The organism is Pseudorhodoferax sp., from assembly GCF_047601025.1.
In the GTDB taxonomy this organism is placed as follows: Bacteria; Pseudomonadota; Gammaproteobacteria; order Burkholderiales; family Burkholderiaceae_C; genus Pseudorhodoferax.
On the sequence record NZ_JASGJZ010000001.1, the window covers coordinates 2,273,969 to 2,300,953 of the forward strand.

Consider the following 26,985-nt stretch of genomic DNA (forward strand, 5'->3'; position numbering starts at 1 on the left):
TTCCGCGGGGCGGCGCTATCGCGGATGGAGCGCATGGCTGGCCGCCTGCGCAAAGGCCTGCGCGCTCGCTTCGTCCACGGCCGAGACCGTGATGCGCAACCCATGCGCCGGCGACTGCACGCCAAAGGGCTCGCCGCCACGCACCAGCCAGCCGCGCTGCGCCAGCGCCAGCACGACCGGCTGGCTGCTGCCCGGCAACGGCAGCCACAGGTTCAGGCCGTCGGCGGGCCCGGCCACACGGATGCCGTACGCGGCCAGGGCCGCCGCCATGATTTGGCGGCGGCGGGCATAGTCCGCACGGGCCTGGTCGATCCGGGCGCCGATCTCCGGGGACGCCAGGCAGGCCCGGACGGCATCTTGCAGCAGATGGCTGACCCAGTTCATGCCGGGCGCCAGGCGCAGCCGCAGCCGCTGGGCGGTCTGTTCGTCGCTCGCCACGAAGGCCAGGCGCAGGTCGGGCCCGAGCATCTTGGACACCGAGCGGACCAGGGCCCAGCGCCGCGCACCGGGCGGAACCGCGTCGTGGTAGCCGGTGGCGGCCAGGCGCGCAAAGTGGTCGTCGGCGATGACCAGCACCTGCGGGTGGCGGGCCAGCACGGCACGCAGCCGGCGGGCGCGTGCCGCGCCCAGGCTGGCCCCGGTCGGGTTGTGCGCCCGCGGTGTGAGGATGACGGCCTGCGCGCCCTGGGCCAACGCCTGTTCCAGCGCCGCGGCCTGCATGCCCTCGGCATCGATGGCGACGCCCAGGGGCCGCAACCCGTGGATGCGCAGCACGTTGATGGTGCCGAGGAAGCACGGGTCTTCCACGGCCACCTTGTCGCCAGCGACGAGATAGGCAGCCAGCAGACGCTCGACCGCATCCACCGCGCCGTGCGTGAGGGTGATTGCGAAGTCCCGGGGGCACTGCCCTGCCATCCAGTCGCGCCCGGCGGCCTCCAATGCCGGATCGACCGTCGCCTCGCCATACAGGCGGGGGCGGCGGCAAGCGGCACCTGCCAGCACGGCGGCCATGTCGGGCAGCCACTGCAGGCCGGGATTGCCGCCGCCCAGGTCGGTCAGCGGCGAACCGGGCACCAGGCCTTCCTGCTCGCCGGGGCCGAGGGGTTCGCGGATCACCGTGCCCAGGCGCCCCTGCGTGGCCGCGACCCCGGCTGCGGCCAGGCGCTTGTACGCCATCGCCACCGTGTTGCGGTTGACGCCCAGCGTGGTGGCCAGGTCGCGCACCGAGGGCAGTTCCTGGCCGGGCACGAAGGCGCCCGTCCGCGTCTGCGCGCGGATGCTCTCGAAGATCTCTGCCGCGGTTCTTCCGACGATGTCCATGGTGACTAGGACATGCTAGAGTTTGTCATAGGACAATGGTACATGACCCCGGCGGTGGCGGCGCTGCCCGCCGGCGATCCGCCTTCTGACGTTGGGATGCGACCCGTGACTTCTGGCTCCTCACTGGAAACCCTCACCCGGCACGACCGGCATGGCCGCTGGCCGCAGGCGGAATCGGTGGACGACTTCCGCCACAACCTCGCGGCCGTTCATGCGCGCATCGCGGCGGCCTGCGCGCGGGTCGGGCGCGACCCCGCGGGCGTACGCCTGCTGCCGGTCAGCAAGACCAAGCCCGAGGCCAGCATCCGCCTGGCCTATGCCGCGGGTTGCCGCGAACTCGGCGAGAACAAGCCGCAGGAGGCCTGCCGGAAATGGGAGGCCCTGGCGGACCTGCCCGGCCTGCGCTGGTCGGTCATCGGCCATCTGCAGACCAACAAGGCCAAGCTGGTGGCGCGCTGCGCCAGCGAGTTCCAGGCCTTGGACAGCCTGCGCGTGGCCGAGGCGCTGGAGCGGCGCCTGCAGGCCGAAGGCCGCGCGCTCGATGTGTTCGTGCAGGTCAATACCTCGGGCGAGGCCAGCAAGTACGGCTTGCCGCCCGATGCCGTCGCCGCGTTCCTGCGCCAGTTGCCCGCCTGCGGGGCGCTGCGCGTGCGCGGCCTGATGACGCTGGCGCTGCTGTCGGCCGAGCCCGGGCGCGTGCGCCGGTGCTTCGGCCTGCTGCGCGAGCTGCGCGACCGGCTGCGCCAGGATGCACCGGACGGCATCGGGCTGGACGAACTGTCGATGGGCATGTCCGGCGACTACGAGATCGCCATCGAGGAGGGCGCGACCGTCGTGCGCGTCGGACAGGCGATCTTCGGTGCGCGCGCCACGCCGGACACCGACTACTGGCCACCGGAAGGAACGGGAGACGCCCGGTGACGCGTCCGGCCGAGGCTGCGGGCCGGCGCCGCCGCGGCATCCGCTGCTCCTCGGCGTGGTTTCCGTGCAGTCGCTGGTGACCCGCGGCCGGGTCGGCAACGGCATGGCGATGCCCGTGCTGGCCGCGTCCGTTTCCCTCGACGCTTGAAACGACCAGATCCAGGACAGCGCGGCGCATGCCGGTATCCCGCGCCCACCTGGCGCATGTCTATTCCCGCCAATCCGTTTCGTGCGTTCGCGGGCGGGGTGCGCGCCTGTGGGATGTCGATGGTGCGGAGTATTCCGACGCCGTTGTCGGGGGGCGTCGTGACCAGCCTTGGGCATGCCCATGCCGGGTTGCCGAGGCCATCGCCGACCAGGCCCGGCTGCTGCTGCACACCTGCAACATGCCGGACGCGTCGGGCGTCCTTTTGCGCTGACGCTGCTGCACGGTGACGGCATGGGGCGCTGCCCGCATCGGCCGGCGGCGCATCGTGCCGATACGTGCGGGCGTTCTGCCCGCCGCGTCAGCGCCGCGCTTCGATCAGATGGCGGGTCGAGTGCGCCACGAAGGGCACGCCCTGACGCATCTGGCGATCCAGCCCGAGCAGCGCATTCCGGTACTTGCGCGCCGAGAAGTCCGGCACCCACCACACGCACTTGCGAAGAATCCAGACCACCGCGCCGACGTCGTGGAACACCATGCGGCAGCGTGCCGTGCACAGGTCCGTCACCGTCAGTCCCGCAGCCCGTGCCGCTGCCGCCTCTTCCTGCGGATCGCGCAGGTGCCGTTCGCGCGGCAGAGGGCCCAGGAAATGCTCGATCAACGCGAAGGCCGAGGCCGGCCCCACGTGCTGCGCGAAGTAGTGCCCGCCCGGTGCGAGGACGCGGCGGATCTCCGCCCAGTCCGGGCGCACCGGATGGCGCGACGTGACCAGCGCGAACGACGCGTCGGCGAAAGGCAGCGCGGCGCCGCTCGCCACCTCCACCACCTGCACGCCACGTGCGCCCAGGCGATCGCGTGCCGCGCGTGCATTGGGCGGCCAGGCCTCCGTGGCGCACATCCGCGGCGGCAGCCGGGGCACCTCGTCCAGGACCTCGCCGCCGCCCGTGTCCAGGTCCAGCGCCGACGCCACGCGGGCCAGCCGCTGCGCGAGCAGCCGGGCATAGCTCCAGGGCGGGCGCTCCTCGCTGGCCCGCCCGGCCAGCCAGTCGAAACCCCAGCCGCTCACATCGGCCGCCTCCGCCTCGGTGACCAAGTCGTCAAAGGGTTTCATCCACTTGCCAGCATTCGGATGCGCCGCTCGATGACCACGGCACGTTCTGGCCAGTCTACCGGCGCGCAGGAATCGGGCTGCGGCACCGGGCCCGGCAGGCCCGCAATGCGCGTGGCGTCCGTGCGGGTCCGTGCGCCAGCGCGGTGACAGGAGGCTCACCAGGCACCGAGCCCAGGGCGCAGAAACTGCGGCATGTGCGTGGAGTGGACGGTGCTCAGTTCGCCGATCGCACGCGGGCGACGCCATGAGGCGCAGTCAGCGGGCGCCGTCCACCCCAGACAATCGCCATGCCGGCTCCCAGGTTCAGCAAGCCGCACAGCAGAAGCGCGGGCCCATAGCTGCCGAAAGCAGCGCGTAGCAAGCCGTACACCGTCGGCCCAAGAGCCATCGAGAGCTGGTTCAGGGTGGCAGCCAATCCGAAGACCACGCCGAACGACGCAGCACCGAACTCTCGCCGAAGAATCATCGGTGCCAGCGTGGTGACATTGCCGACAGTCAGGCCGAAGCTGACGCTCGTTGCCATCAGTGCCCACGGTCCGGGCAGCAGGGCCATGCAGACCAAAGAAGCCGCCGCCAGCAGGAACACGCATGCGCCGACCTTGCGAATGTCCACCTGGTCCGCATAGCGGGCCAGCAGGAGGCGGCCGAGGAACGCGGCCACTGCCGCCGAGAACACCGCTGCTGCCGCGCCTCGCGGCCCCAGCACCGGAATGGCGATGGGAACATGGTGGCTCAGGAACCCGACCTGAACCATCAGGCCCAGGCCGAACGCCATGACATGGCTGCGAAATTGCCGTGTCGCGATGGCCTCCTTGAGATTCCACCGAATGGCCTGGGCGGATTGGCCTTGTTCCGTGGCAGGCATGCCATCGGGGAGCTGCCCCATGTCCTGCGGCCGTGTTTTCAGCACGAAGGCCGCCAAGGGCAATACCACCACGACGGCGATGACAGCGGCCAGCGCCATCGTCGCCTGGAAGCCCCAGGCGCGTATTCCGGCCATCAGCAGCGGCGTGCCGGTCATGCCGCCAATGCTGGCGCCCAACATGGCCGTGGACATGGCCCGGCCCTGGTGCCGCTCGAACCATGGCGCGAGTGTGCTCCCCACTGTGTTCGTGGACAGGCAGGCCATGCCCAGACCGAGGGTCAGGAAGGCCGCATGGACTTGCCAGGGCTGCTGGCAATGCGGCATGGCGGTTACGCCGACGGTCATGGCCAGCACGCCGACGGCGACCACAGGGCGCGGCCCCCGGCGTGCGATGAAGCGCCCCACGCCGACCATCAGCACGGCGCTGACGACGTAGGCCGTGGTCACGGCCGTGGAGACCGTGCCGATGGAGAAACCGCGGCTTTCCGTCAGGGCATAGACATAGACGCCCATGCCGAAGATCCCGAGCGACCAACTGACCGAGACGAAGGCCATGCAGGCGGCGACGATCCGCCAGCCGTAGAACGGCGTTTCAGGCATAGCCGGCCGTGAAACGGGCGCGCTCGTGCGCCGGCTGTTCGAGTTCGTCCACCAGGGCCACGGCATAGTCCTCGAAGGAAATCCGGCTCTTGCCTTCGGCATCCTGGATGAGCCTGTCGCCGCCCAGCACGAACCTGCCCGTGCGCTCGCCGGGCGTGATCGACATGGGGCAGCTGAAGTACGTCCAGTTGATGCTCGACGTGCGCAGCGCCGCAAGGGCCTTCATGTGCGATCTGGCGATGGGACCGTACTGCCGGGGCCAATGGCCGGAATCGAGCACGGTCACGCCGGGAGAGAACTCGAGCGAGCCGCAGCCGCCGACCACGATCAGGCGCGGCACAGCGGCCTTGCGCACGGCCGTGATCGCGCGTTCCGTCACGCTGACCAGTTGATCGGTGTAACGCTCGTCCGAGGTGTAGCGTGGGTCGCTGGAGGACGGCCCGAAGGCGCTGACGACGGCGTCCGCGCCGGCGACGATGTGCGCGATCCGGTCGGCATTGCCCAGGTCATCCTGAACGCGCTGGACGCTTTCGGGCAGTTGCTGGGGGAGCTTGTCGAAATTGCGGGCTACCGCCGTGACCTGGTGGCCACGGCCGATGAGTTCATGGAGGATGGTGCGACCGGCACGGCCGGTCGCGGCCAGGAGAACGACGTTCATGGGAATACTCCTTGTCGAGCGGACGAAGCAGAACCGGGCGAAATCCGGCCTGTGCTTTTCAGAAACAGCGGCAAAGACAAAGACTCAACCTTCCATTTCCAGCGCCGGGTAGTCGGTGTACCCAGCCGCGCCGCCGCCATAGAAGGTCGAACGGTTGTAGGCGTTGAGCGGGGCGCCCCGCCGGAGCCGTTGGGGAAGATCGGGATTGGCAATGAACTGCCGGCCGAACGCCACGGCGTCCGCACGGCCCGCACGGATGGCGGCGTCCGCGGATTCCCCGGTGAAGCCGCCAGCCAGGATCAGCGGCTTGCGCCAGAACGGGCGCAGGTCGTCGATCTCGGGCGGGCTCTCTCCGTCGAATCCCGGGCCATCGCGTCCCACGATCATGTGCAGATAGGCCAGGTCGAGCTCCGCCAGCCGGGCGAGAACGTGGCTGTAGAGCCCGATCGGATCGTCATCCCCCACATCACCGTAGAGGTTGAACGGCGACAGTCGCACGCCGACGCGGTCGGCGCCCCATACCTCGATCACCGCCTGGGTGACTTCGAGCAGCAGGCGGGCGCGGTTGTCCACTGTTCCACCGTAGGCATCGGAGCGCTTGTTGGAACGGCTGTGCAGGAACTGCTCCAGCAGGTAGCCGTTGGCTCCATGCACTTCCACACCGTCGAACCCTGCGGCCAAGGCGTTGCGCGCGCCATCCCGGTAGGCCTCGATGAGGGCGGGGATTTCGTCCAGCGCGAGCGCGCGTGGCGTTTCGTAGGGCACCTGCTTCCATTCCGGGGTGAACGATGCAAGGCTGGTGATGGCGATCGCCGAAGGGGCGACCGGCAGGACGCCGCCCGGCTGGAAGCTCGAATGGGACGAGCGGCCGACATGCCACAGTTGCAGGAAGATGACCCCGCCCCTGGCATGAACGGCGTCAACGACCTTCTTCCAGCCCTGGGCCTGCTCGGCGGAATGGATTCCCGGTGTCGCCGGATAGCCTTGTCCGGACGGTGTGACCTGCGTGGCCTCGGCAATGAGGAGGCCGCCCTCGCTGGTGCGCTGGCCGTAGTACGTGGCGGCCAGCCCGTTCGGCACATTGCCGGGGCCGGCTCTCATGCGCGTGAGTGGAGCCATCACCACGCGATGGGCCAGGTCATGGCGACCGATGCGCAGGGGTGAGAACAGGGACGGTAGAGACATCGGCACACTCCTTGGAGAAGGACACATCGCGCCCTTGGCGTTCCCACTGTCCAGCGGCACCTCGGGCGAGCGCTTGATCTTTATAATTATATGACCGGTCGTCTTTAATTTATGACGCACCGATGTCGCACACGGGACAGTCGCCATTCATGCAACCCGCGCCGAGCGGGTCGCTTGACAAATCCCATGCGTCGGCAAGACTCCAGATGACCAGTCGCCTGATATTTGTGAGAGCTGCTCGATGGAAACGCAATCAACAGGGGCGCGGCGCGGCCCGAAGCCCCGGCCGCACGTGCGAGAGAACCTTCTGCGCTTGGGGGTGAAGATGCTCCACGAGGGGGGGTACACGGCAACGGGCATCAAGGACATCGTGGATGCCGCCCAGGTTCCCAAGGGGTCGTTCTACAACTACTTCGAGAACAAGGAAGCCTTCGGGAAAGAGGCGATCGACCTCTATTTCGAGAGCGGCCTTTCCAAGCTGCGCGAGTTGCTGTGCGACGAGAAAACCGCTCCTCTGGAGCGCCTGCGCAACTATTTCGAGCTCAGGGTTCGCGGCTTTCGCAGTGCGGGCTATGTCAGAGGCTGCCTGCTCGGGAACTTCAGCCTGGAAGTGGCCGACCACAGCCCCCTCATCCGTGATCGGCTCGCCGTGCATTTCCGGACATGGAGCAGCCTGTTCGAAAGCTGCATCGAGCAGGCGCAGCAGACTGGTGCCATTCGCAACCGGATGCCTGCTGCATTGCTCGCTCAGTTCCTTCTGAACAGTTGGGAAGGCGCCTTGCTGCGCATGCGCGCGGAGAAAAGCGATGTCTCCCTGAACCAGTTCATCGAGGTGGTTTTCGGATCGATTCTCGTCTGACAAGCCGCGAACGATCCACCCATGAGGCATGTGGAGTGGAGCCCGAATGCTGGTGCGCGTGCAGGCGGGCCGCGATGGTCGCCGCGAGCATCGCCAGCGCGGCACGCTGCAGGGCCTGTGTGCGCGGTGGTGCGCGCAGGCCAGGCCGCGCAGCCGGGGGGCAGGCCCCCAGGGCGATACCCGACGAGGAGCGGTCGCCGTACCTGCGCTTCCCGGCTTCCGACGCCGGCCGGCACGACAACGCGCTGGGCGTGCGGGCCTTCGTCCGGGCCGTGGCCGACGCCGCGCAGGCCTTCGGCCGCCACCTGCCGGGCACCGGTACCCGGTCCTGGCCCGGGGCTGCCCCTGCCAGTGCCCAGGCCTGGCACGGTTCATTCCAGATATGTCTCTCACCGTATGGATGAGATGATTTCTTCATTTTCATTGGCATGGATGAGGGCTGACACTGTCCCGCAGATCGCAGCGCAGAACGTGCTGCACAGACCGAGAGCCGGAGACAACAGCATGCAGCAGCACCTGACCCACCGCCCGCACCCGCCGCTTCCACGCGGGGCGCAGCGCGCGCCTTAGCCGGGGCCTCGCCGCGCGGGGCTGCGCCGCCCCGCTCCACTTCCCCCGCCGCCATGCTGCGGCACCCGCCATCCGACCGCCTCCACCCCGGGGAGCACGCGGTGGGGGACGCGTACGTCCCCCGAATTCGAGAGGAGACCGACGATGCTGACCATCAACCTGTTCAACGGCCTGGTGTACGGATCGCTGCTGATCGTGATGTGCTCTGGGCTGGCGCTGATCTACGGATTGCGCCGGGTGGTGAACTTCGCGCACGGCTCGCTGTACATGCTGGGGGCGTACCTGGGGTACTCGATCGCGCAGCAGAGCAACTTCTGGGTGGCGCTGGTGGCCGCGCCGGCGCTGATGGCGCTGCTGGGCGTGGCGCTGGACCGCTACGGCTTTCGGCTGCTGCAAGAGCGCGACCCGCTGACGGTGGTGCTGGTCACCTTCGGGCTGCTGCTGGTGATCGAGGACGCGGTGCAGACCGTGTGGGGCAAGAGCAACCTGACGGTGGACACGCCGGCGCTGCTGGCGCGCTCGGTGGACTTCCTGGGCACGCCGCTGCCGGCCTACCGCCTCGCGGTGATCGCCATCGGCGCGGCCGTGGCGCTGGGCCTGACGGCCTGGCTGCGCTGCTCCCGGGTCGGGCTGTTCGTGCGCGCGGCCAGCACCGACCCCACCACCACCGCCATGCAGGGCGTCAACACCGACGCCCTGTCGGCCGGCGTGGTCGGCCTGGGCACCGCGCTGGCCGGCCTGGCCGGCGTGGTGGCCGCGCCGTTCCTGTCGCTGTCGCCCTCCATGAGCAGCGACGTGATCATCGACTCCTTCGTCGTGGTCGTGGTCGGCGGGCTGGGCTCGCTGGCCGGCGCCTTCGTCGCCGCCATGGTGCTGGGCATGGTGCAGGCGCTCGGCGCGGTCTACCTGCCCGACCTGTCGGCCGTGCTGCCCTTCGCGATCATGGTCGCCGTGCTGATCTGGAAGCCCTCGGGCTTCGCCGGCAGCCGCACCTGAGCGGCCGTGGACGCACCACTCGCAGTTGCCGGGCGCGCCACCCCCTCCTCCCCCCTTTTTTTCCCATTCCTCAGGAGACACCCATGACGATCGTCCGGATCGGGCTGTACACCGCCTGCGCGCTGGCCGCCGGCGGCGCGCTGGCCGCGCTGGTGGGCTCGGGCACCGTGCTGTCGCTGCTCACGCAGGCCGTGGTCTACGCCGTGTTCGCCAGCGGCGTGGGCCTGCTGCTGCGCCAAAACGGCATGGTCAGCTTCGGCCACGCGCTGTACTTCGGCCTGAGCGGCTACGCGATGGGCATCGCGCTGGAGCTGCACTGGCTGCCGGCCGAGCTGGCCATGCTGGCCACGCTGGCCGCCGTGGGCGTGTTCGCCTTCGTCATCGGCCTGGTCATCGTGCGCGTGCCCGGCGTGGCCTTCAGCATGATGACGCTGGCCATCGGGCAGATGTTCTTCCTGACGGCCTCGCGCTCGCGCGGGCTGACCGGCGGGGCCGACGGCATGAACGTGAACTGGCCGGCCACGCTGTTCGGCGTGCCGCAGTCGCTGCTGCTGCGCCCGGCGGTGCTGTTCCTGGTGTGCTGGTGCGTGCTGGTGCTGCTGGTGCTGGGCCTGGCGCTGCTGCTGCGCGGGCGCTTCGGTGCCGTCACCGAGGCCGTGCGCGACAACGAGGAGCGCGCGCGCTTCATCGGCCTGCGCACGCTGGTGCCGCGCGCGGCCATCTACGCGCTGTCGGCGGTGATCGCCGCGCTGGCCGGGCTGCTGTCCTCGCTGAACACCGGCTTCATCTCCCCGGAGGCGCTGCACTGGAGCGTCTCGGGCGTGGCGCTGATGATGGTCGTGGTCGGCGGCTACAAGGCCCTGTGGGGCCCGCCGCTGGGCGCCATCGTGTACTTCCTGTTCAAGGACGTGCTGGGCGAATGGGCCAGCCACTGGATGGCCATCTTCGGCGTCGCGCTGATCAGCGTGATCGTGTTCTCGCCCACCGGCCTGGCCGGCGCGCTGCAGCGCCTGCTGCCCGGCCGGCGCAAGCCGCGCGCCGCGCCCGCCCGCCCGGCCGCGGCCCACTGAATCCCCCCCTTGTGCACAGGAGAGAGCAGACATGACCGAGTACGTGTTGCAGGCCGAGGACGTGGCCATCCACTACGGCGGCGTCAAGGCGCTCGACGGCGTGGCGCTGACGCTCGAGCGCGGGCAGATCCGCGGGCTGATCGGGCCCAACGGCGCCGGCAAGTCCACCGTGATCGACGCCATCACCGGGCGGCGCCGGCTCACCCGCGGGCGGGTGCGCCTGGGCGGCGAGGACGTCACGCAGCTGGGCGCGGTGCAGCGCCGCGCGCGCGGGCTGTCGCGCAGCTTCCAGCGCACCAGTGTCTTCGGGCAGATGCAGGTGCGCCGCCAGGTCGAGCTGGCCGCGCACTGCATGAACCCGCAGAACAGCCAGGCCGACGCGCAGGCCGTGCTGCAGGAGCTGGACCTGCTGGCGCGCGCCGGCGACACCGCCGAGGACCTGGGCTACGGCGAGCAGCGCCGGCTCGACCTGGCGCTGGCGCTGGTCGGGCGGCCCACGGTGCTGCTGCTGGACGAGCCCATGGCCGGCCTGTCGGTCAAGGAGTCGCTGGACCTGGCCCAGCACCTGAAGGCGCTGACCACGCGCTGGAACGTCTCGGTGCTGCTGGTCGAGCACGACATGGACGTGGTCTTCGGCATCTCCGACGAGGTCACCGTCTTCGAGCTGGGCCGCGTGATCGCCAGCGGCAAGCCGGCCCAGGTGCGCGCCGACCCGCGCGTGCGCGAGGCCTACCTGGGGAGCGCGGCATGACGGGCGCGCTGCTGGAACTGGAGCAGGTCGATGCCTTCTACGGCTCCGCGCACATCCTGCACGCGCTGAGCCTGTCGGTGCGCGCCGGCGAGCGCGTGGCGCTGGTCGGGCGCAACGGCGTGGGCAAGACCACGGTGGTCAACACCATCCTGGGCATCGCCAGCCTGCGCGCCGGCACGGTGCGCGTGGGCGGGCGCACGCTGGCGCGCCCGCGCACCTACCAGGCCGCCCAGCACGGCGTGGTGGTGGTGCCCCAGGGCCGGCGCATCGTGGCCAACCTGACGGTGGAGGAGAACTTGCTGCTGGGCGCGGCCACCGGGCGCAAGGGGCCGTGGACGGTGCCAGCGGTCTACCAGCTGTTCCCGATCCTGCGCGAGCGCGCGCACACGCCGGGCACGGCGCTGTCCGGCGGGCAGCAGCAGATGCTGGCCGTGGGCCGCGCGCTGATGGCCAACCCGGCGCTGATCCTGCTGGACGAGCCCACCGAGGGCCTGGCGCCGGTCATCGTCGACCAGCTCGCCGACATCTTCAACCGCGTCGCCCAGCAGGGCACCGCGCTGCTGCTCATCGAGCAGAACATGAGCCTGGTCGTGCGCGTGGCTCAGCGCTACTACGCCATGGCCAAGGGCACCGTCATCGCCCACGGCCCCGTCCTCAACTCCCGCCAAAGCCTCCTCGACCTCGAGGCCCATGTGACGGTCTGACGGCCGCATTGCCTCGCCGCCGCACATCTTCCCTTCAACCAACGGCCGTCGGACCGCCTCCGGCACATCCACACCAAGGAGACAGTACCCATGTTCCAGATCAAACGCCCGCCGGCCGCCATGGCCGCAATCGCGCTGTGCGCGGCCGCTGCGATGAGCGCCCATGCCCAGGGCAAGGAGCCGGTCAAGGTCGGCCTGGTGTCGACCAAGACCGGCGTCTGGGCCGAGATGGGCGAGGAGGTGTTCCGCGCGGTGCGCTTCGCCATCGACGAGGCCAACGCCCAGGGCGGCGTGGACGGCCGCAAGGTCGAGGTGGCCGAGGGCGACGACGAGGGCACGCCCGAGGCCGGCCGCCGCGTGGCCGAGAAGCTGGCGCGCGAGGGCCACAACCTGCTGATCGGCGCCATCCCCTCGTCGATCTCGCTGGCCATCGCGCAGAACCTGGACCGCTGGGACGCGGCCTATTTCATCGTGGCCAGCAAGAGCGACAAGCTCACCGGCGACACCTGCCGCCCGCGCAGCTTCCGCACCAACCACTCCGACGCGATGGACATCGCGATGATCAACGAGTGGACGCGCAACATCCCCGGCGAGAACTTCGCCGTGGTCGGCGCCGACTACGTGTGGGGCCGCGATTCCGGCGGCGCGTTCAAGAAGGCGATGGAGGCGCGCGGCAAGAAGGTGCCGCTGTCGCTGTTCGTGCCGCTGGGCACCAAGGACTACGCGCCCTACATCGCGCAGCTCCAGGCCGCCAACGTCGACGCGATCTGGGTGGCCATTCCGGGCCGCGACGCGATCGCCTTCGTCAAGCAGGCCGCGGAGTTCGGCCTGCTGGCCAAGACGCCGCTGATCGGCCACGCGCTGCTGTCGAACTTCATCCTCAACGCCACCGGCAAGGCGCTGGCCAACACGCCGGGCAACCTGGGCTATGCGCCGGACATCGACAGCGCGCGCAACAAGGCCTTCGTCGCGGCCTGGAAGGCCAGGTTCAACCGGGTGCCGACCGATACCGAAGGCCAGGCCTACAACGGTGCGCAGGTGCTGTTCGAGGGCGTGCGCCTGGCCGCCAGCGTCAAGCCGGCCGACGTGTCCAAGGCGCTGCGCGGCGCGCAGTTCGACACCGTCTACGGCAGCGTGACCATGCGCGCGGCCGACAACCAGCTGCTGCTGCCCAACTACGTGGGCCGCGCCAAGCTGGTCGACGGCCAGGTCACGCCGGTGATCGAGCAGACCTTCCCGGCCTCGCTGACGCCGCCGCCGTCGCCGCTCTGCAAGATGTGATCGCCCGCCGGCATCCGCGCCGGTGCGCGGGTGCCGCCTGTCCCTGTCCTGGAACCCGCACACCATGCTGCATCCCACTCCCATTGCCCAGCGCCGTGAACAGGCCGACGTGGTCGTCGTCGGTGGCGGCGGCTCCGGCATGGCCGCGGCCATTGCCGCCGCCGAGCAGGGCGCCCGCGTCGTCCTGCTCGAGAAGAACCCGCACCTGGGCGGCACCACGCGCCTGTCGGTCGGTTCCATCACCGCCGCCGGCACCCGTTTCCAGAAGGCCAAGGGCATCGACGACACGCCCGACCAGCACTTCGCGGACATGTCGCTGTTCCTGAACGAGGAACTGGCGGCCAAGGAGAACCTGGAGCTGCGCCGCGTGCTGGTTGACCACGTGCCCGAGGCGCTGGAATGGCTGGTCCGCATCGGCCTGAGCTTCTACGGCCCCATGCCCGAGCCGCCGCACCGCAAGCGGCGCATGCACAACGTGCTGCCGAACTCGCGCGCCTATGCCTACTACCTGGAAAAGGAGTGCCGGCGCCAGGGCGTGGACATCCGCATGAACGCGCGTGCGCTGCGCCTGGTGGTGGAGGACGGCCGCGTCGCCGGCATCGTGGCCGACGCGGGCGAGGGCCCGACCGAGTTCCGCGCGCGCGGCGGCGTGATCCTGGCCAGCGGCGACTTCAGTGCCGGCGCCGCGCTGAAGCAGGCGCACGTGCCGCACGCCGCGCACGTCGATGCGATCAACCCGGCCAGTACCGGCGACGGCCATGTGATCGCGCAGCAGGTCGGCGGCTGGATCCGCAACGCCGAGGTGATGTGGGGGCCGAGCATGCGCTTCAAGGCGCCGCCGGTGGACACGCTGCTGCGCCGCCTGCCGCCGTACCGCTGGATCACGCGGCCGATGCAGTTCGCGCTGACCCATCTGCCGCTGTGGATGTTCCGGCCCTTCGTCACGCGCTTCATGACGGCCTCGCTGGCGCCGGAGCCCTCGCTGCTGCGCGCCGGCGCGATCCTGGTCAACCGGCGTGGCGAGCGCTTCGCCGACGAGCTGGCGCGGCCCGAGCTGCAGGTGCCGCACCAGCCCGGGAAGGAGGCCTTCCTGGTGTTCGACGGCGTGGTCGGCCGGCGCTTCCGGCAGTGGCCCGACTTCGTGTCGACCGCGCCCGGCGTGGCCTACGCCTACCTGGACGACTACCGCCGCACGCGGCCCGACCTGTACCACGAGGCGCCCACGCTCGCCGGCCTGGCGCAGCGCATGGGCGTGCCCGCGTCCGCGCTGCAGCAGAGCGTGCAGGCGCACAACGCGGCGCTGGCGCCGGGCGACGCGCGCCTGCCGATCCACCAGGGGCCGGTCTACGCGCTGGGGCCGGTCATGAGCTGGATCGTGTTCACCGAGGGCGGCCTGGCCGTCAATGCGCGCCACGAGGTCGTCACGCCCGAGGGCCGGTCCGTGCCGGGGCTGTTCGCGGCCGGCTCGGCCGGGCAGGGCGGCGTGATCCTGGCCGGCCACGGCCACCACATCGGCTGGGCCGTGACTTCGGGCCGGCGTGCCGGCCGCTTCGCCGCCGAGCAGGCCCGGGCGCGGGCCGGCACGGCGGCCTGATTTTCTTTCCCGCGTTTCCGCACCATCACCATGACCACCGAATACCAGACTCCTACCTATCCCGTCGTGCAGTTCCTCGTGGCGCGCGGCAAGGGCTTGTCCATCGCGCTGAGCGGGCTGCTGCTGCTGGTGCTGGGCGGCTTCGGCCTGGCCAGTGGCGCGCTGTGGCTGCTGCCTGCCGCCCTCGTCGCGGCCGGCGTGCTGCTGGGCCTGCTGCTGAGCTATGTCGAGGTGCTGCGCATCATCGCCGACACCCTGATCCCCAAGTACTGAGGAGCGGACCATGACCCCCGTGCAAGACACCGACGTGCTCGTGGTCGGTGCCGGCCTGGCCGGCCTGGCCGCGGCCAACAAGGCGGCCGAGGCCGGCCTGCGCGTGACCGTGCTGGAGCAGAGCCCGGACGAGGCCTACCTGTGCAACAGCCGCTACACCGGCGGCCTGTTCCACATCGCCATGGACGACATGGCCGGCGAGCCGGACTGGGTGCGCGGCAACCTCGTGCACGCCACGCGCGGCACCGCCGACCCGGCGCTGGCCGACGCGCTGGCACAGAACGCCCGCCGCACGCTGCGCTGGCTGGCCACGCTGGGCGTGCGCTTCATCCAGGCCGGGCCGGACGGCCTGCGCCGCAATGCGCTGGCGCCGCCGGGCGTGCGCCAGACCGGGCTGAACTGGCGCGGCCGCGCCGGGGACGTGATGCTGCGCACGCTGGGCGAACGGCTGGCGGCGCGCGGCGGCCAGCTGCGCCGCGGCGTGGCCGCGCAGCACCTGCGCATGCAGGAGGGGCGCTGCCAGGGCGTGGACGCGGCCGGCCCCGGCGGCGCGGCGCTCGCCTTCGCGGCGCGCGCCGTGGTGATCGCCGACGGCGGCTTCCAGGCCGACCCCGAGCTGCTGGCGCGCTTCATCTGCCGCCGGCCCGAGCGGCTGCTGCAGCGCAACGCCGGCAGCGGCCGCGGTGCCGGCCTGCGCATGGCCGAGGCGGCCGGCGCGCAGCTGGTCGGGATGGACCGCTTCTACGGCCACCTGCAGCACCGCCGCGCCATGACCGACCAGGCGCTGTGGCCCTACCCGGTGCTGGATTCGCTGGCCACGGCCGGCCTGGTGGTGGATGCCGGCGCGCGCCGCTTCTGCGACGAGGGCCTGGGCGGCGTCTACGTGACCAATGCGGTCGCGCGGCTCGACGATCCGCTGTCGGCCGTGGCCGTGTTCGACGACGCCACCTGGAACGGCCCCGGCCGCGACTGGCTGCTGCCGGCCAATCCCTACCTGCTGAGCGCCGGCGGCAGCCTGGTCAGCGCCGGCACCCTGCCGGAGCTGGCGCAGCAGCTCGGCCTGGATGCGGCGGCGCTGCAGGACACCGTGGCCCGCTACAACCGGCTCGCCGACGGCGCCGCCGCCGACGGCCAGCCGCCGCGCACCACGCAGCCCTACAAGGCCTGGCCGGTGCGGCACGGGCCGTTCCACGCGGTCGAGCTGTGCGCCGGCATCACCTACACCATGGGCGGCATCGCCACCGATGCGCAGGGCCGGGTGCTGGATGCGCAGCGCCGCCCGCTGCCGGGCCTGTACGCGGCGGGCGCCTGCACCGGCGGGCTGGAGGGGCAGGGCGCCGCGGCCGGCTACTCGGGCGGGCTGTCCAAGTCCGGCGTGTTCGGCATGCTGGCCGGCGAGGCCATCGTGGCCGCGCTGCGCGGCGCGGCCTGAGGCGCAGGCGATGGCAGCGACTGCAAACACCTGGGACCGCGAGGCCGACCTGGTCGTGCTGGGCGCCGGCGCTGGCGGCATGTCCTGCGCGCTGGTCGCCGCGCTGGAGGGGCTCGACGTGCTGGTGCTCGAGAAGTCCGGCCAGGTCGGCGGCACGGCCGCCACCTCGGCCGGCACGGTCTGGATCCCCGGCAACACGCAGAGCCGTGCGGCCGGCTACGACGACACCGCCGCGGCCGCCGCGCGCTACCTGGACGGCCTGATCGGCGCGCCCGACGGCGACGGCCTGCGCAGCGCCTACCTGGCCACCGGGCCGGTGGCGGTGGACTACCTGCGCGCGCGCAGCGCGGTGCAGTTCGTGCCCTGCGGCCGGCATCCCGACTACCGCGACATGCCCGGTGCCGCCGTGACCGGCCGGGCGCTGGCGCCGCAGGCGTTCGACGGCCGCCTGCTCGGCCGCGACTTCGCACGGGTGCGCCCGCCGATCCCCGAGTTCATGGTGCTGGGCGGCATGATGGCCGGCAAGGACGACATCCCGCGCCTGGTCGGGCGCTTCCGCTCGGTCGGCAACTTCGTGTACGCGGGCCGTTTGTTCCTGCGCTACCTGGGCGACCGGCTGCGCCATGCACGCGGCACGCGCCTGGTCATGGGCAATGCGCTGGTCGCGCGGCTGTTCCACAGCCTGCGGCACAACGGCGTGCCCATCCTGTTCGAGGCCGCAGTGCAGGACCTGGTGCACGCGGGCGGCCGCGTGGCCGGCGTGCGGGTCGAGCAGGGCGGGCGCCTGCTGCGCATCGGCGCGCGCAAGGGGGTGGTCATCGCCACCGGCGGCTATGGCCACCACACAGCGCTGCGCCAGCGCTGCATGCCGCTGCCCACGCCGCCGTTCACCATGGCCTGCGCCAGCAACACCGGCGGCGGCATCGAGCTGGGCCTGCGGCACGGCGGCACGATCGCGCCGCAGACACAGGGCCCCGGCGCGTTCTGGACCCCGGTGTCGCGCACCCGCCGCGCCGACGGCAGCGAGGGCTTGTTCCCGCACCTGTCGCTGGACCGGGCCAAGCCCGGCCTGATCGCGGTCAACGTCGCCGGGCGGCGCTTCGTCAACGAGGCCGACTCGTACCACGACTTCGTGCAGGCCATGTACGCCTCGCACCACGCCGGCGTGCCGGCGATGCCGGCCTGGCTCGTCTGCGAGGCCGACTTCGTGCGCCGCTACGGCCTGGGCAACGTGCATCCCGGCACCACGCGGCTGGCGCCGCTGGAGCGCGCCGGCTACCTCCGGACGGCGCCGACGATCGAGGCGCTGGCCGCCAAGCTCGGCATCGACGGCACTGCGCTGGCCGCGACCGTGGAGCGCTACAACACGCTGGCGCGCAGCGGCCACGACGCCGACTTCGGCAAGGGCAGCAGCGCGCTGAACCGCTTCAACGGCGATCCGGCGCAGCGGCCCAATCCCTGCCTGCGGCCGATCGAGCGCGGCCCCTTCGTGGCCGTGGCCGTGTGGCCGGCCGAGATCGGCACCAGCACCGGCCTGCGGACCGATGCCGATGGCCGCGTGCTCGACGCCGAGGGCCGGGCCATCGCCGGCCTGTACGCCTGTGGCAACGACATGGCGTCCATCATGCTCGGTACCTATCCCGGCCCGGGCACCACGCTCGGCCCGGCGCTGACCTTCGGCTACCGCGTGGCCATGCATGCCGCGGGCCGCGACCCGCTGTACCCGTCCCGCCAGGAGGCACGCCCATGAACGACTACCTGCAATCGACCTTCGGCCTGGCCGGCCGCACGGCCCTGGTGACCGGCGCGGCGCGCGGCATCGGCCTGGCCATCGCACGCGCGCTGGGCCTGGCCGGCGCGCGCGTGGCCGTCAACGACCTGCGGGCCGAGGCCTGCGCCGCGGCCGTCGCGCAGTTGCAGGCCGAGGGCATCGCGGCCCGCGCGGCCTGCTTCAGCGTCGCCGATGCCGGGGCGGTCGCCGCGGCGCAGCAGGCGCTGCAGGCCGCGGGCTGGGACGTGGACACGCTGGTCCACAACGCCGGCAACCAGAACCGCAAGCCGCTGGAGGACATGCTGCCGGCCGAATGGCAGCAGCTGATGGAGGTGCATGTGAACGGCGCGTTCCACTGCGCGCGCACCTTCCTGCCGGCCATGCGGGCGCGCGGCTTCGGCCGCCTGGTGCTGATGTCCTCGGTCGCGGGCCAGGCCACGATGCCGCTGATCGCGGCCTATGCCACGGCCAAGGGCGCGGTCGCCGCGTTCACCCGCGCGGTGGCGGTGGAGTGCGGCGGCCACGGCATCACGGCCAATGCGATCGCGCCGGGCTTCGTGCGCACCGCCTTCACGGCCGGGCTGCAGCAGCGCGAGGGCTTCGAGGACTTCCTGCGCACGGCGGTGCCCGCCGGACGCTGGGCCAGCCCGGAGGACATCGCGCCGGTCGTGTTGTTCCTGGTGTCTCCGGCGGCCGGCTTCGTGAACGGGCAGACGCTGGCGATCGACGGGGGGATGCTGGCGCGGATGTAGGGCGCCGTCAGTCCTGCGCCAGCCGCACCGTGCCGCCGCTGCGCGCGGCCTCGTGCACGGCCAGCGTGGCCTGCAGCGTGCGCAGGCCGTCCAGGCCGGAGCACACCGGTTCCTCGCGGCCCTCGGCCACCGCGCGCAGGTGCCGCAGCTGCTCCACGTAGGGGTCGCCGCGGTGCACGGGCGTGCGTTCCAGCGTCAGCGGCTCGTGCCAGCCGCGCTTGCCGCGGTAGCGCGCGATTTGCAGCTGCGGCAGCGTGAGCGAGGCCTCGGTGCCGCTGAGGAAGATCGCGTCCACGTCCTGCTTGGCGTAGTGGGCGGCCTCGCCGGCGGCGAGATCCCAGTTCCATGGCGCGACGGTGGCGTCGCTGACGGCCAGCGTGGCCAGCGCGCCGCTGGCGAAGCGCAGCAGCGCGCCGGCGGTGTCCTCGACCGCGAAGCCGCGCACCGCGCTGGAGACCTGGGCCTGCACCGACACCACCTCGCCGAGCAGGAAGCGCAGCAGGTCGATGTCGTGGATCATGTTGATCAGCACCGGACCGCCGCCGGCCTGGCGGCGCCAGGCCATGTCGAAATAGCTGTCGGGCTTGAGCCAGGTGGCCATCACGGTGGCCGACACCGGCCGGCCGAGCAGGCCGCCGCGCACCAGCGCGCGTGCCTGGCGCAGGATCGGGTTGTGCCGGCGCTGGTGGCCGACCATCAACGGCACGCCGGCCGCCGCCGCGGCATCGCACAGGCGCTGGCCGTCGGCCACGGTGTCGGCGATCGGCTTCTCGACCAGCAGCGGCAGGCCGCGCGCCACGCAGTCCAGCCCGATCGGCGTGTGCGTGGCGTTCGGCGTGGCGACGATCACGGCGCGCGTGTCGCGGCTGTCGGCCAGCAGGGCGCGCGGGTCGGCGAACCAGGGCACGTCCAGCGCGGCGGCCAGGTCGCGCGCGGCGTCGGACGGGTCGGCGACCGCGGACAGGCGCACGTCGGGATGGGCCACGATGCGCTCGATGTGCATGCGGCCGATGGCGCCGGCGCCGAGCACGGCGACCGGCAGGCGGGAGGCGGGGGCGGAGGAGGTCATGGTGCGGTGGTGGTGTGGCGGGCGCGGTTCAGAGCCCGCGCCCGCCGGACAGGTCGAAGGTGGCGCCGGTGGAGAACGAGGCCTCTTCCGAGCATAGCCAGGTGATCAGCGCGGCGGCCTCGTCCAGCGTGCCGGCCCGGCCGAGCGGAATGCGCGCCAGCGCCGCGGCCTTGTAGTGCGGCGTGAGCTGCTGCAGCAGCTCGGTGGCGATCAGCGCCGGCGTGATGGCATTGACCAGCACCCCGGTGCCGGCCAGGTCCTTGCCCATGGCCTTGGTCAGGCCGACCACGCCGGCCTTGGTGGCGGCATAGGCGGAGAGGTTCTTCGGCCCCTCGTTGGCGGCGACCGAGGCGATGTTCACGATGCGGCCCCAGCCATTGCGCACCAGGTGCTGGCAGGCGGCCCGCGCGACCAGGAAGGTGCCGCGCAGATTGATCTGCATGACGCGGTCCCATTGCGCCGGCGTGGTTTCCCAGAACGGGCCGTTCGGGCCGACGATGCCGGCGCCGTTGACCACGATGTCCAGGCGGCCCCAGGCCGGCAGTGCCTGGGCCAGCGTGGTGTCGATGGCGGCGGCGTCGGTCACGTCCACCGGCTGCGCCAGCACGGCGGCGCCGTGCGTGCCGGCGCAGGCGTCCAGCCGCGCGGCGTCGATGTCCCAGGCGAGCACGCGTGCGCCCTCGCGCACGAGGCGGTCCACCGTGGCCCGGCCGATGCCGGACGCCGCGCCCGTCACCAGGGCCACCCGGCCCTCGAAACGCCGCATCGCGGCGGCTGCATGCTGTGGCTGCATCGCGTTCTGTCTCCGTCGTGTTGCTGTGTGCGGACGGGACTATGCGCGCGTAGCCATATCCGGGGAAATGGAGAATTCATATGATCCATAGCTTCTCGGTCATGCCTGAACGATTCCGATGGCGATGGATTGGACCCACCGGCTGCGCCTGCGCAACCTGCAGATGCTGCTGAGCCTGGCGCAGACCGGCAACATGAGCCACTCGGCCGAGGCGCTGCACACCACGCAGCCCGGCCTGTCCAAATGGCTCAAGGATCTGGAGGCCGATGTCGGCATGGTGCTGTTCGAGCGCCATGCGCGCGGCCTGCGGCCCACCGCCGCCGGCGAGGCGCTGATCGCGCACGCGCGGCGCATCCAGGCGCACCTGGACACGGCGCGCGACGACATGTTCCGCATGCGCGAGGAGGGCGCCGGCCTGGTGACCATCGGCTTCGCCGGCGCCTCGTCGGTCGACACCGTGCCGATGGCGGTGCTGAAGATCGTGGAGAAGCTGCCGCGCGCCCACATCCAGCTGTCCGAGAACAAGGTCGAGGCCCTGATGGACGGGCTGTCCACGGGGTTGACCGACATCGTGGTCGGGCCCTCGGAGATGAGTTCGCCGGACCCGCTGATCCGCTCCGAGCTGCTGTACGTCGAGCCGATCCACCTGGTCGCGCGGACCGACCATCCGATCTTCCTGCTGCAGACCATGGGCTGGCCCGACGTGCTGGGCTACCCGTGGGCGCTGTGGGCCAAGGGCACGCCGGTGCGCACGGCGTTCGACCGCGCGCTGGTCAAGGCCGGCCAGGTACCGCCGGCGCACTACGTGGAGTCCAACGCCGCCACGCTGACGACCACGCTGCTGCTGAACAGCGACATGATCGGCGTGACCTCGCGCCGGCCCGCGCTGCGCTACCGGCGCTTGAACCTGCTGGCCGTGATCCCGGTGCCGCTGCAGGTGTCGGTGTCGATCACGCTGTACTGGCGCAAGGACGCCGAGGACCGCCGGGCCGTGCGCACCGCGCTCGACGCGATCCGCGAGGTGGTGCAGGAGTCGCCGGCCGGCTGACGAGGTGTGCACGAACCGCGCACACCGAGGCGGGGTCCGGTGGCCAGCTGCTTCCTGTACGTACCACCGCCGCTCCCCGGGCCTCGCCCTGCGGGCCGGGGCGCGTCAGGCGGTGTGCGGGCGTTGCCGTCCTTGCCCTGGCATGCGCCGGGGCGGCGGCCGCGCCTACGCCTGCGGCCCGCCCACTTTCCATTTCGCCGTGGGCGCGGCCGGTTCGTTCAAACCTTCCGACGCCGGCCCGGGGGCTCAGCCGGCCTGCTCCGCGCAGGAGGCCGGCGCCGTGGCCGGTTGCCGCGCGCGGCGGCGCGCATGCGCCAGCGCCCAGGCATAGATGCCGAGGCCGGCCAGCGCCAGCAGCGCGCCGACCCAGCCGGTGGACGTCCAGCCCAGGCCGGCGCTGATGGCCACGCCGCCCAGCCAGGCGCCCAGCGCGTTGGCGACGTTGAAGGCCGAGTGGTTCAGCGCGGCGGCCAGCGTCTGCGCGTCGCCGGCCACGTCCATCAGCCGCACCTGCAGCGCCGGCCCGATGGCCACGATGGTGCCGACCAGGAACACGTTCAGCGCCGCCGTGACCGGGTGGTGCGCCGTGACCGTGAACAGCGCCAGCACCAGCGCGGCCCAGGCCAGCATCGCGCCGATCGTGCGCATCAGCGCCTTGTCCGCCAGGCGCGAGCCGACCAGGTTGCCGGTCACCATGCCCAGGCCGAACAGCCCCAGCACCGCCGGCACCCAGGACAGCGGCAGGCCCGCCACCTCCAGCAGCGTGGGCTTGACGTAGCTGAACACCGCGAACATGCCGCCGAAGCCGATGGCGGCGATGCCCAGCGTGAGCCAGACCTGCGGGCGCGCCAGCGCGCCGAGCTCGCGCAGCGGGCTGGCGCCGGCGTCGGCCGGCAGGTCCGGCACGCTGCGCTGTACCAGCACCACGGCGGCCAGCGCGATCAGGCCGACCAGCACGAAGGCCGCGCGCCAGCCCAGCCACTGGCCCAGCGCCGCCGCCAGCGGCACGCCGGCCAGCGTGGCGCCGGTCAGCCCCAGCATGACCAGGCCCACGGCGCGGGCGCGCTGGCCCGGCGGTGCCAGCGTGGCGGCCACCAGCGCGGCGACGCCGAAGTAGGTGCCGTGCGGCAGCCCGGCGGCGAAGCGCAGCAGGTTCAGCGACCAGTAGCCCGGCGCCGCCGCGCTGGCGAAGTTGCCGAGCGCGAACACCGCCATCAGCGCCACCAGCAGCGCGCGCCGGCCCATGCCGGCGGCCAGCACGGCCAGCACCGGCGCGCCCAGCACCACGCCCAGCGCGTAGGCGCTGATCACGTGGCCGGCCTGCGGGATGGTGGTGCCGATGTCGGCCGCCACCTCGGGCAGCAGGCCCATGATGACGAATTCGCCGGTGCCGATGGCAAAGCCGCCCACGCCCAGCGCGAAGACGGCGCGGGCGAAGCCCGGGGCGGCGGCGGGCGCGGTGGCGCCGCCGGCGGTGTCGGTGCGGTTCAACGGAGACTCCTGGAAAGGGTGCGGCCTGCGAGGGGCCGGACCGGGATCGGATGCTAGGGAAAACCCTGGGGGCGACCTTATCACGCACCCGGTTTTCCTGCACGGCGCAGAGGCTGTGAAGGGCTCGGCCGCGCCCACGACGGGGTGCGCCGGGCCACATGCACAGGCGCAGGCCGCCGCCCCGGCGGGTGCCGGGGCCAGGACGGCAACGCCCGCCTGGGAGGCGTATCCCGGCCCGCAGGGCGACGCCCCGGGCACGGCGCTGGCGATGCGCGTGGAGGCTCATCCGGGGCCCTCGCGTGGGCGAGGGGGATGCGTTCACAGAGCTTTTCAGCCCGGCGCCGGGCGCGCGTTCCAGCGCACGGTGACCGGTTGCCAGGGCGACCAGCCCGGCGCCTGCGGCAGCCGCACCGCGCCGCCGGGCGGCAGCCAGACGATGGCGCCCGGCGGCTGGATGTCGAGCGCGGTCGGCGCGCCGAGCTGCGCGACCAGCGCCCGGGCCGCGGGCTGCCAGCCGGCCCAGGGCAGGTGGAACGCGGCCTCCGCCAGCCGGCCCTGCACCCAGCGCGCCTGCAGCGTGGCCGCGGCCCGGCCGCCGGGTGCCGCCGGCACCGTGCCCTCGCACTGGCGGCCGGCGTCGGTGTCCTGGCAGCGCAGCGGCGGCGCGCCCAGCCGGGCGGCCAGCGCGGCGGGGTCCAGCGCGGGCGACAGCGTGGCCAGCGGCCGGGCGAGGGTCGGCGCGGCGCCGCCGAACCACCAGGGCCAGGCGTCGGCCAGCGTGCCGCGCTCCGCCCAGGCCGCGGCCAGCAGCGCGGCCAGGGCCAGCAGGCGCACGGCGCGCCGGCGCCTAGGCGCCGGGCGCGGCCGCACGCGGACCTCCGGATGGACGCATGGCGTCTTGCGGCAGCGCGCCGCGCTGCCGCAGCCAATACTTCAGCTCGGTCGACAGCTGCTGCAGCTGCGCCGGCGCATCGGGCGGCAGCGCCGGGTCGCGCCGCAGCAGCGCGGCTTCCAGCTGCAGGGAGCGCATGGCCACGGTGCACAGCCGCAGCTGGGCCTGCACGGCGCGGCCGCTGCGTTCCCACAGCGGCACGCGCAGCGGCGCGAGCCCGGCCTCGATGTCGCTGCAGGCCGGCGCCAGGATCTGCTGCGCCTGCGCCAGGTAGGCGGCCTGCGGCAGTTCGCCGCGCTGCACGCGCGCGCCGGCCTGGGCCAGCGCGTGCAGCGCGAGGTCGAGCTGGCGCTGCAGCGCCGGCAGCCGTTCCTGCGCCGCATACACCTGCGACTGCCAGCCGCGCGGCAGCGGCGTGGCCAGCACGCCGTAGGCCAGCGCCAGCAGGCTCAGCGCGGTGGCGCCCGCGGCGCGGCGGCGGCGCCGCGCCGGCGAGGCGCGCCGGTCGATCGGCGCCAGCAGCACCAGGCCCAGCAGCAGGCCGCCGGCGAGGCCGCCGACGTGGGCCGCGTTGTCCACGTTGCGCTGCATGAAACCGTGCAGCAGCGAGTAGCCGATGAAGAAGCTCAGGCCAGCCCACAGCCGGCGCCGGTTGGTGGCCGGCACCAGCGCGCGGTAGTGCCAGCTGGCGGCCAGCAGCGCGCCCAGCACGCCGAACACCGCGCCGGAGGCGCCGACCGACACCGTGTTCTGCGCTGCCCAGTGCAGGCTGGCCGTGCCGCCGGCCAGCGCGCTGGCCAGGTAGACCAGCAGGAACTGGCCGTTGCCCAGCAGCCGGCAGAGCTGCTTGCCGGCCTCCCACAGGCCCAGCATGTTGAACGACAGGTGCACCAGGCCGCCGTGCAGGAAGGCCGCCGTCAGCAGCCGCCACCACTGGCCGTCCAGCACCACGGCCGAGGCCGTGTTGGCGCCCCAGCGGAACAGCTCGGCCGTGCCCGGCCGCCAGGGGCTGAGCCCGGCCGCCACCGTCATGGCCCAGACCAGCACGTTGGCCGCGACCACCGCGTACAGCGCCCAGGGCGTGGGCACCAGGCGGTCCAGGCGGCTCTCGAACGCGGCCTCCTCCCGGGCCTCGCGGCGGCTCGCGGCCTCGCCGGCGCCGCTGCGCTGGCGCAGCAGGTCGAGCCGGGCGTGGATCGCGTCGTGGGCGGCGTCCTGTTGCTGCGGGCTCAGCAGCTGCAGGCTCAGCCGCAGCCGGCTGCCGCGCCGCTCGGCGCCGGGCGCCGCGGGCCGGCGGTGCAGGCACAGCAGGCTGCCGCGTTCCAGCGTCGCGTCTTCCAGCGCCTCCCAGGGCACGGGCGTGGGCAGCGCCGCGCCGCCGATGCCGTACGCATCCAGCCGCAGCACCGGCGCGCGGCTCGCCGCCTGGCGCCACAGCCGGTGCGCCAGCCACAGCGCGGCCAGCAGCACGGCCACCGCCGCCACGCGCCCGGGCCAGCCGGCGTCGCGCAGGGAGCCCGCCAGCATCCACCAGGCCGCCAGCGGGCCGCCGGCGGCCAGTGCCACGGCCAGCAGCCGGCTCTGGGTATGGCGCGTGGGCGCGAATTCGAGCGGCGTGAACGGTCCGTCGCCGGGCGCGTCCGCCTGGGCCTCCGCCGGCGGGACCATCAGGAGAACAGATCCGGCGCGGCCTGCGGCGGCGCCACGCCCAGGTGGCGCCAGGCGGCCTGCGTGGCGATGCGCCCGCGCGGCGTGCGCTGCAGGAAGCCCTGCTGGATCAGGTAGGGCTCGATCACGTCCTCGATCGTGCCGGGCTCCTCGCCGATGCTGGCGGCGATGTTGTCCAGGCCCACGGGGCCGCCGTCGAAGCGGTGGATCACGGCCTCCAGCAGCTTGCGGTCCATCACGTCGAAGCCCTGCGGGTCCACGTCCAGCAGCGCCAGCGCGCGGTTGGCGATGTCCTGGGTGATGGTGCCCGTGCCCTTGACGTCGGCGTAGTCGCGCACGCGGCGCAGCAGCCGGTTGGCGATGCGCGGCGTGCCGCGCGAGCGCGCGGCGATCTCCATCGCGCCGGCCGGCTCGGTCGGCACGTTCAGCAGGCCGGCGCTGCGCGCGACGATGCGGGCCAGTTCCTCGGCGGTGTAGAACTCCAGCCGCGCGACGATGCCGAAGCGGTCGCGCAGCGGATTGGTCAGCATGCCGGCGCGGGTGGTCGCGCCGACCAGCGTGAACGGCTGCAGGTCCAGCTTGATCGAGCGCGCGGCCGGGCCCTCGCCGATCATGATGTCGATCTGGTAGTCCTCCAGCGCCGGGTACAGGATCTCCTCGACCAGCGGCGACAGGCGGTGGATCTCGTCGATGAACAGCACGTCGTTCTTCTCGAGATTGGTCAGCAGCGCGGCCAGGTCCTTGGGCTTTTCCAGCACCGGCCCGCTGGTCTGGCGCAGGTTCACGCCCAGTTCCTGCGCGATGATGTGCGACAGCGTGGTCTTCCCGAGGCCCGGCGGGCCGAACAGCAGCACGTGGTCCAGCGCCTCGGCGCGCTTGCGCGCCGCGCCGATGAAGATCTCCAGCTGCTCGCGCGCCTTGGCCTGGCCCACGTACTCGTCGAGCAGCTTGGGGCGCAGCGCGCGCTCGATCGCTTCCTCGTTCGGCGAGGCGGGCGCGGCCGACACCACGCGGCGGGTCGGCGGCACGGCGAAGTCGTCAGTCTGGATGGACACGGCAGCGGGCGCGGCGGAGCAAAGCGGGCACTATAGCCCGGCGCGTGCGGGCCGCGCCCGGCCTGGGCGAGCCGGCGGGGCCGGGGCGCCGACCGCCCGCGCGGCCTGCCG

The 26,985-nt window shown here is 72.5% G+C and carries 24 protein-coding genes; 13 read left to right on the forward strand and 11 right to left on the reverse strand.

Features of this window, described 5'->3' with window-relative positions:
* Positions 1 to 15 precede the first annotated feature (15 nt).
* The gene (ptsJ, locus tag QM782_RS10750) at positions 16 to 1,320 is read right to left on the reverse strand and encodes a transcriptional regulator PtsJ (RefSeq protein ID WP_415202907.1); all 1,305 of its coding nucleotides are present in this window, start codon (positions 1,318 to 1,320) and stop codon (positions 16 to 18) included.
* Between the two features lie 105 nt (positions 1,321 to 1,425).
* On the opposite strand from ptsJ, the gene QM782_RS10755 reads away from it, so the two are divergent.
* Positions 1,426 to 2,241 carry a YggS family pyridoxal phosphate-dependent enzyme gene (locus tag QM782_RS10755; RefSeq protein WP_415202908.1) on the forward strand — a complete coding sequence of 272 codons (816 nt, stop codon included), beginning with the start codon at positions 1,426 to 1,428 and terminating at the stop codon, positions 2,239 to 2,241.
* A 506-nt stretch (positions 2,242 to 2,747) separates the two neighbouring features.
* Here the strand turns inward: QM782_RS10755 and QM782_RS10760 are convergent.
* The 4 genes from QM782_RS10760 to QM782_RS10775 all read right to left on the reverse strand — a co-directional run bounded on the left by QM782_RS10760 (position 2,748) and on the right by QM782_RS10775 (position 6,805).
* Positions 2,748 to 3,497, reverse strand: a complete 750-nt coding sequence (locus tag QM782_RS10760) for a class I SAM-dependent methyltransferase (protein WP_415202909.1) — start codon at positions 3,495 to 3,497, stop codon at positions 2,748 to 2,750.
* A 214-nt stretch (positions 3,498 to 3,711) separates the two neighbouring features.
* Positions 3,712 to 4,962: an MFS transporter gene (locus tag QM782_RS10765; RefSeq protein ID WP_415202910.1), complete on the reverse strand. Its 1,251-nt coding sequence runs from the start codon at positions 4,960 to 4,962 to the stop codon at positions 3,712 to 3,714.
* Positions 4,955 to 5,620 (reverse strand): NAD(P)-dependent oxidoreductase, encoded by a 666-nt coding sequence (locus QM782_RS10770; protein ID WP_415202911.1) that lies wholly within the window; start codon positions 5,618 to 5,620, stop codon positions 4,955 to 4,957. Before QM782_RS10770 ends, QM782_RS10765 begins: the two co-directional genes overlap by 8 nt.
* An 84-nt stretch (positions 5,621 to 5,704) precedes the next feature.
* The gene (locus tag QM782_RS10775; protein ID WP_415202912.1) at positions 5,705 to 6,805 is read right to left on the reverse strand and encodes an alkene reductase; all 1,101 of its coding nucleotides are present in this window, start codon (positions 6,803 to 6,805) and stop codon (positions 5,705 to 5,707) included.
* A 241-nt stretch (positions 6,806 to 7,046) separates the two neighbouring features.
* Here QM782_RS10775 and QM782_RS10780 point away from each other — a divergent pair, with 241 nt between their 5' ends.
* The 11 genes from QM782_RS10780 (at position 7,047) to QM782_RS10830 (ending at position 18,858) form a co-directional block, all read left to right on the forward strand.
* Positions 7,047 to 7,664: a TetR family transcriptional regulator C-terminal domain-containing protein gene (locus tag QM782_RS10780; RefSeq protein ID WP_415202913.1), complete on the forward strand. Its 618-nt coding sequence runs from the start codon at positions 7,047 to 7,049 to the stop codon at positions 7,662 to 7,664.
* 714 nt (positions 7,665 to 8,378) lie between these two features.
* Positions 8,379 to 9,230, forward strand: a complete 852-nt coding sequence (locus QM782_RS10785; protein WP_415202914.1) for a branched-chain amino acid ABC transporter permease — start codon at positions 8,379 to 8,381, stop codon at positions 9,228 to 9,230.
* 83 nt (positions 9,231 to 9,313) lie between these two features.
* On the forward strand, positions 9,314 to 10,300 hold the full coding sequence (locus tag QM782_RS10790) for a branched-chain amino acid ABC transporter permease (protein WP_415202915.1): 987 nt from the start codon (positions 9,314 to 9,316) through the stop codon (positions 10,298 to 10,300).
* A 31-nt stretch (positions 10,301 to 10,331) separates the two neighbouring features.
* Positions 10,332 to 11,051 carry an ABC transporter ATP-binding protein gene (locus QM782_RS10795; RefSeq protein ID WP_415202916.1) on the forward strand — a complete coding sequence of 240 codons (720 nt, stop codon included), beginning with the start codon at positions 10,332 to 10,334 and terminating at the stop codon, positions 11,049 to 11,051.
* Positions 11,048 to 11,755: an ABC transporter ATP-binding protein gene (locus tag QM782_RS10800; RefSeq protein ID WP_415202917.1), complete on the forward strand. Its 708-nt coding sequence runs from the start codon at positions 11,048 to 11,050 to the stop codon at positions 11,753 to 11,755. The genes QM782_RS10795 and QM782_RS10800 overlap by 4 nt, the downstream gene beginning before the upstream one ends.
* A 90-nt stretch (positions 11,756 to 11,845) precedes the next feature.
* Positions 11,846 to 13,036: an ABC transporter substrate-binding protein gene (locus tag QM782_RS10805; protein WP_415202918.1), complete on the forward strand. Its 1,191-nt coding sequence runs from the start codon at positions 11,846 to 11,848 to the stop codon at positions 13,034 to 13,036.
* 64 nt (positions 13,037 to 13,100) lie between these two features.
* A complete protein-coding gene (locus QM782_RS10810) occupies positions 13,101 to 14,630 on the forward strand; it encodes an FAD-dependent oxidoreductase (protein WP_415202919.1) in 1,530 nt (509 codons plus the stop codon).
* A 30-nt stretch (positions 14,631 to 14,660) separates the two neighbouring features.
* Complete coding sequence (locus tag QM782_RS10815; protein WP_415202920.1) at positions 14,661 to 14,903, forward strand: hypothetical protein; 243 nt, start codon at positions 14,661 to 14,663, stop codon at positions 14,901 to 14,903.
* Positions 14,904 to 14,913: 10 nt separating this feature from the next.
* Positions 14,914 to 16,335: an FAD-dependent oxidoreductase gene (locus QM782_RS10820; protein WP_415202921.1), complete on the forward strand. Its 1,422-nt coding sequence runs from the start codon at positions 14,914 to 14,916 to the stop codon at positions 16,333 to 16,335.
* Positions 16,336 to 16,345: 10 nt separating this feature from the next.
* Positions 16,346 to 18,085 carry an FAD-dependent oxidoreductase gene (locus tag QM782_RS10825; RefSeq protein WP_415202922.1) on the forward strand — a complete coding sequence of 580 codons (1,740 nt, stop codon included), beginning with the start codon at positions 16,346 to 16,348 and terminating at the stop codon, positions 18,083 to 18,085.
* Entirely contained in the window at positions 18,082 to 18,858 is a 777-nt protein-coding gene (locus tag QM782_RS10830) for an SDR family NAD(P)-dependent oxidoreductase (protein ID WP_415202923.1), read from the forward strand. Before QM782_RS10825 ends, QM782_RS10830 begins: the two co-directional genes overlap by 4 nt.
* Before the next feature lie 7 nt (positions 18,859 to 18,865).
* On the opposite strand, the gene QM782_RS10835 is transcribed toward QM782_RS10830, so the two are convergent.
* Both QM782_RS10835 and QM782_RS10840 read right to left on the reverse strand, forming a co-directional pair.
* Positions 18,866 to 19,927, reverse strand: coding sequence for a Gfo/Idh/MocA family protein (locus QM782_RS10835; protein WP_415202924.1), 1,062 nt, complete (start codon positions 19,925 to 19,927; stop codon positions 18,866 to 18,868).
* A gap of 28 nt (positions 19,928 to 19,955) precedes the next feature.
* A complete protein-coding gene (locus QM782_RS10840; RefSeq protein WP_415202925.1) occupies positions 19,956 to 20,720 on the reverse strand; it encodes an SDR family NAD(P)-dependent oxidoreductase in 765 nt (254 codons plus the stop codon).
* A gap of 124 nt (positions 20,721 to 20,844) precedes the next feature.
* On the opposite strand from QM782_RS10840, the gene QM782_RS10845 reads away from it, so the two are divergent.
* Positions 20,845 to 21,768 (forward strand): LysR family transcriptional regulator, encoded by a 924-nt coding sequence (locus QM782_RS10845; protein ID WP_415202926.1) that lies wholly within the window; start codon positions 20,845 to 20,847, stop codon positions 21,766 to 21,768.
* A gap of 246 nt (positions 21,769 to 22,014) precedes the next feature.
* Here the strand turns inward: QM782_RS10845 and QM782_RS10850 are convergent, their stop codons facing one another.
* From QM782_RS10850 to ruvB, 4 genes are all read right to left on the reverse strand, one after another.
* The gene (locus QM782_RS10850; RefSeq protein ID WP_415202927.1) at positions 22,015 to 23,259 is read right to left on the reverse strand and encodes an MFS transporter; all 1,245 of its coding nucleotides are present in this window, start codon (positions 23,257 to 23,259) and stop codon (positions 22,015 to 22,017) included.
* 330 nt (positions 23,260 to 23,589) lie between these two features.
* Positions 23,590 to 24,093, reverse strand: a complete 504-nt coding sequence (locus QM782_RS10855) for a hypothetical protein (RefSeq protein ID WP_415202928.1) — start codon at positions 24,091 to 24,093, stop codon at positions 23,590 to 23,592.
* 13 nt (positions 24,094 to 24,106) lie between these two features.
* Entirely contained in the window at positions 24,107 to 25,819 is a 1,713-nt protein-coding gene (locus QM782_RS10860; RefSeq protein WP_415202929.1) for a rhomboid family intramembrane serine protease, read from the reverse strand.
* Positions 25,819 to 26,874 (reverse strand): Holliday junction branch migration DNA helicase RuvB, encoded by a 1,056-nt coding sequence (gene ruvB / locus QM782_RS10865; RefSeq protein WP_415202930.1) that lies wholly within the window; start codon positions 26,872 to 26,874, stop codon positions 25,819 to 25,821. Before ruvB ends, QM782_RS10860 begins: the two co-directional genes overlap by 1 nt.
* Between the last annotated feature and the right edge of the window lie 111 nt (positions 26,875 to 26,985).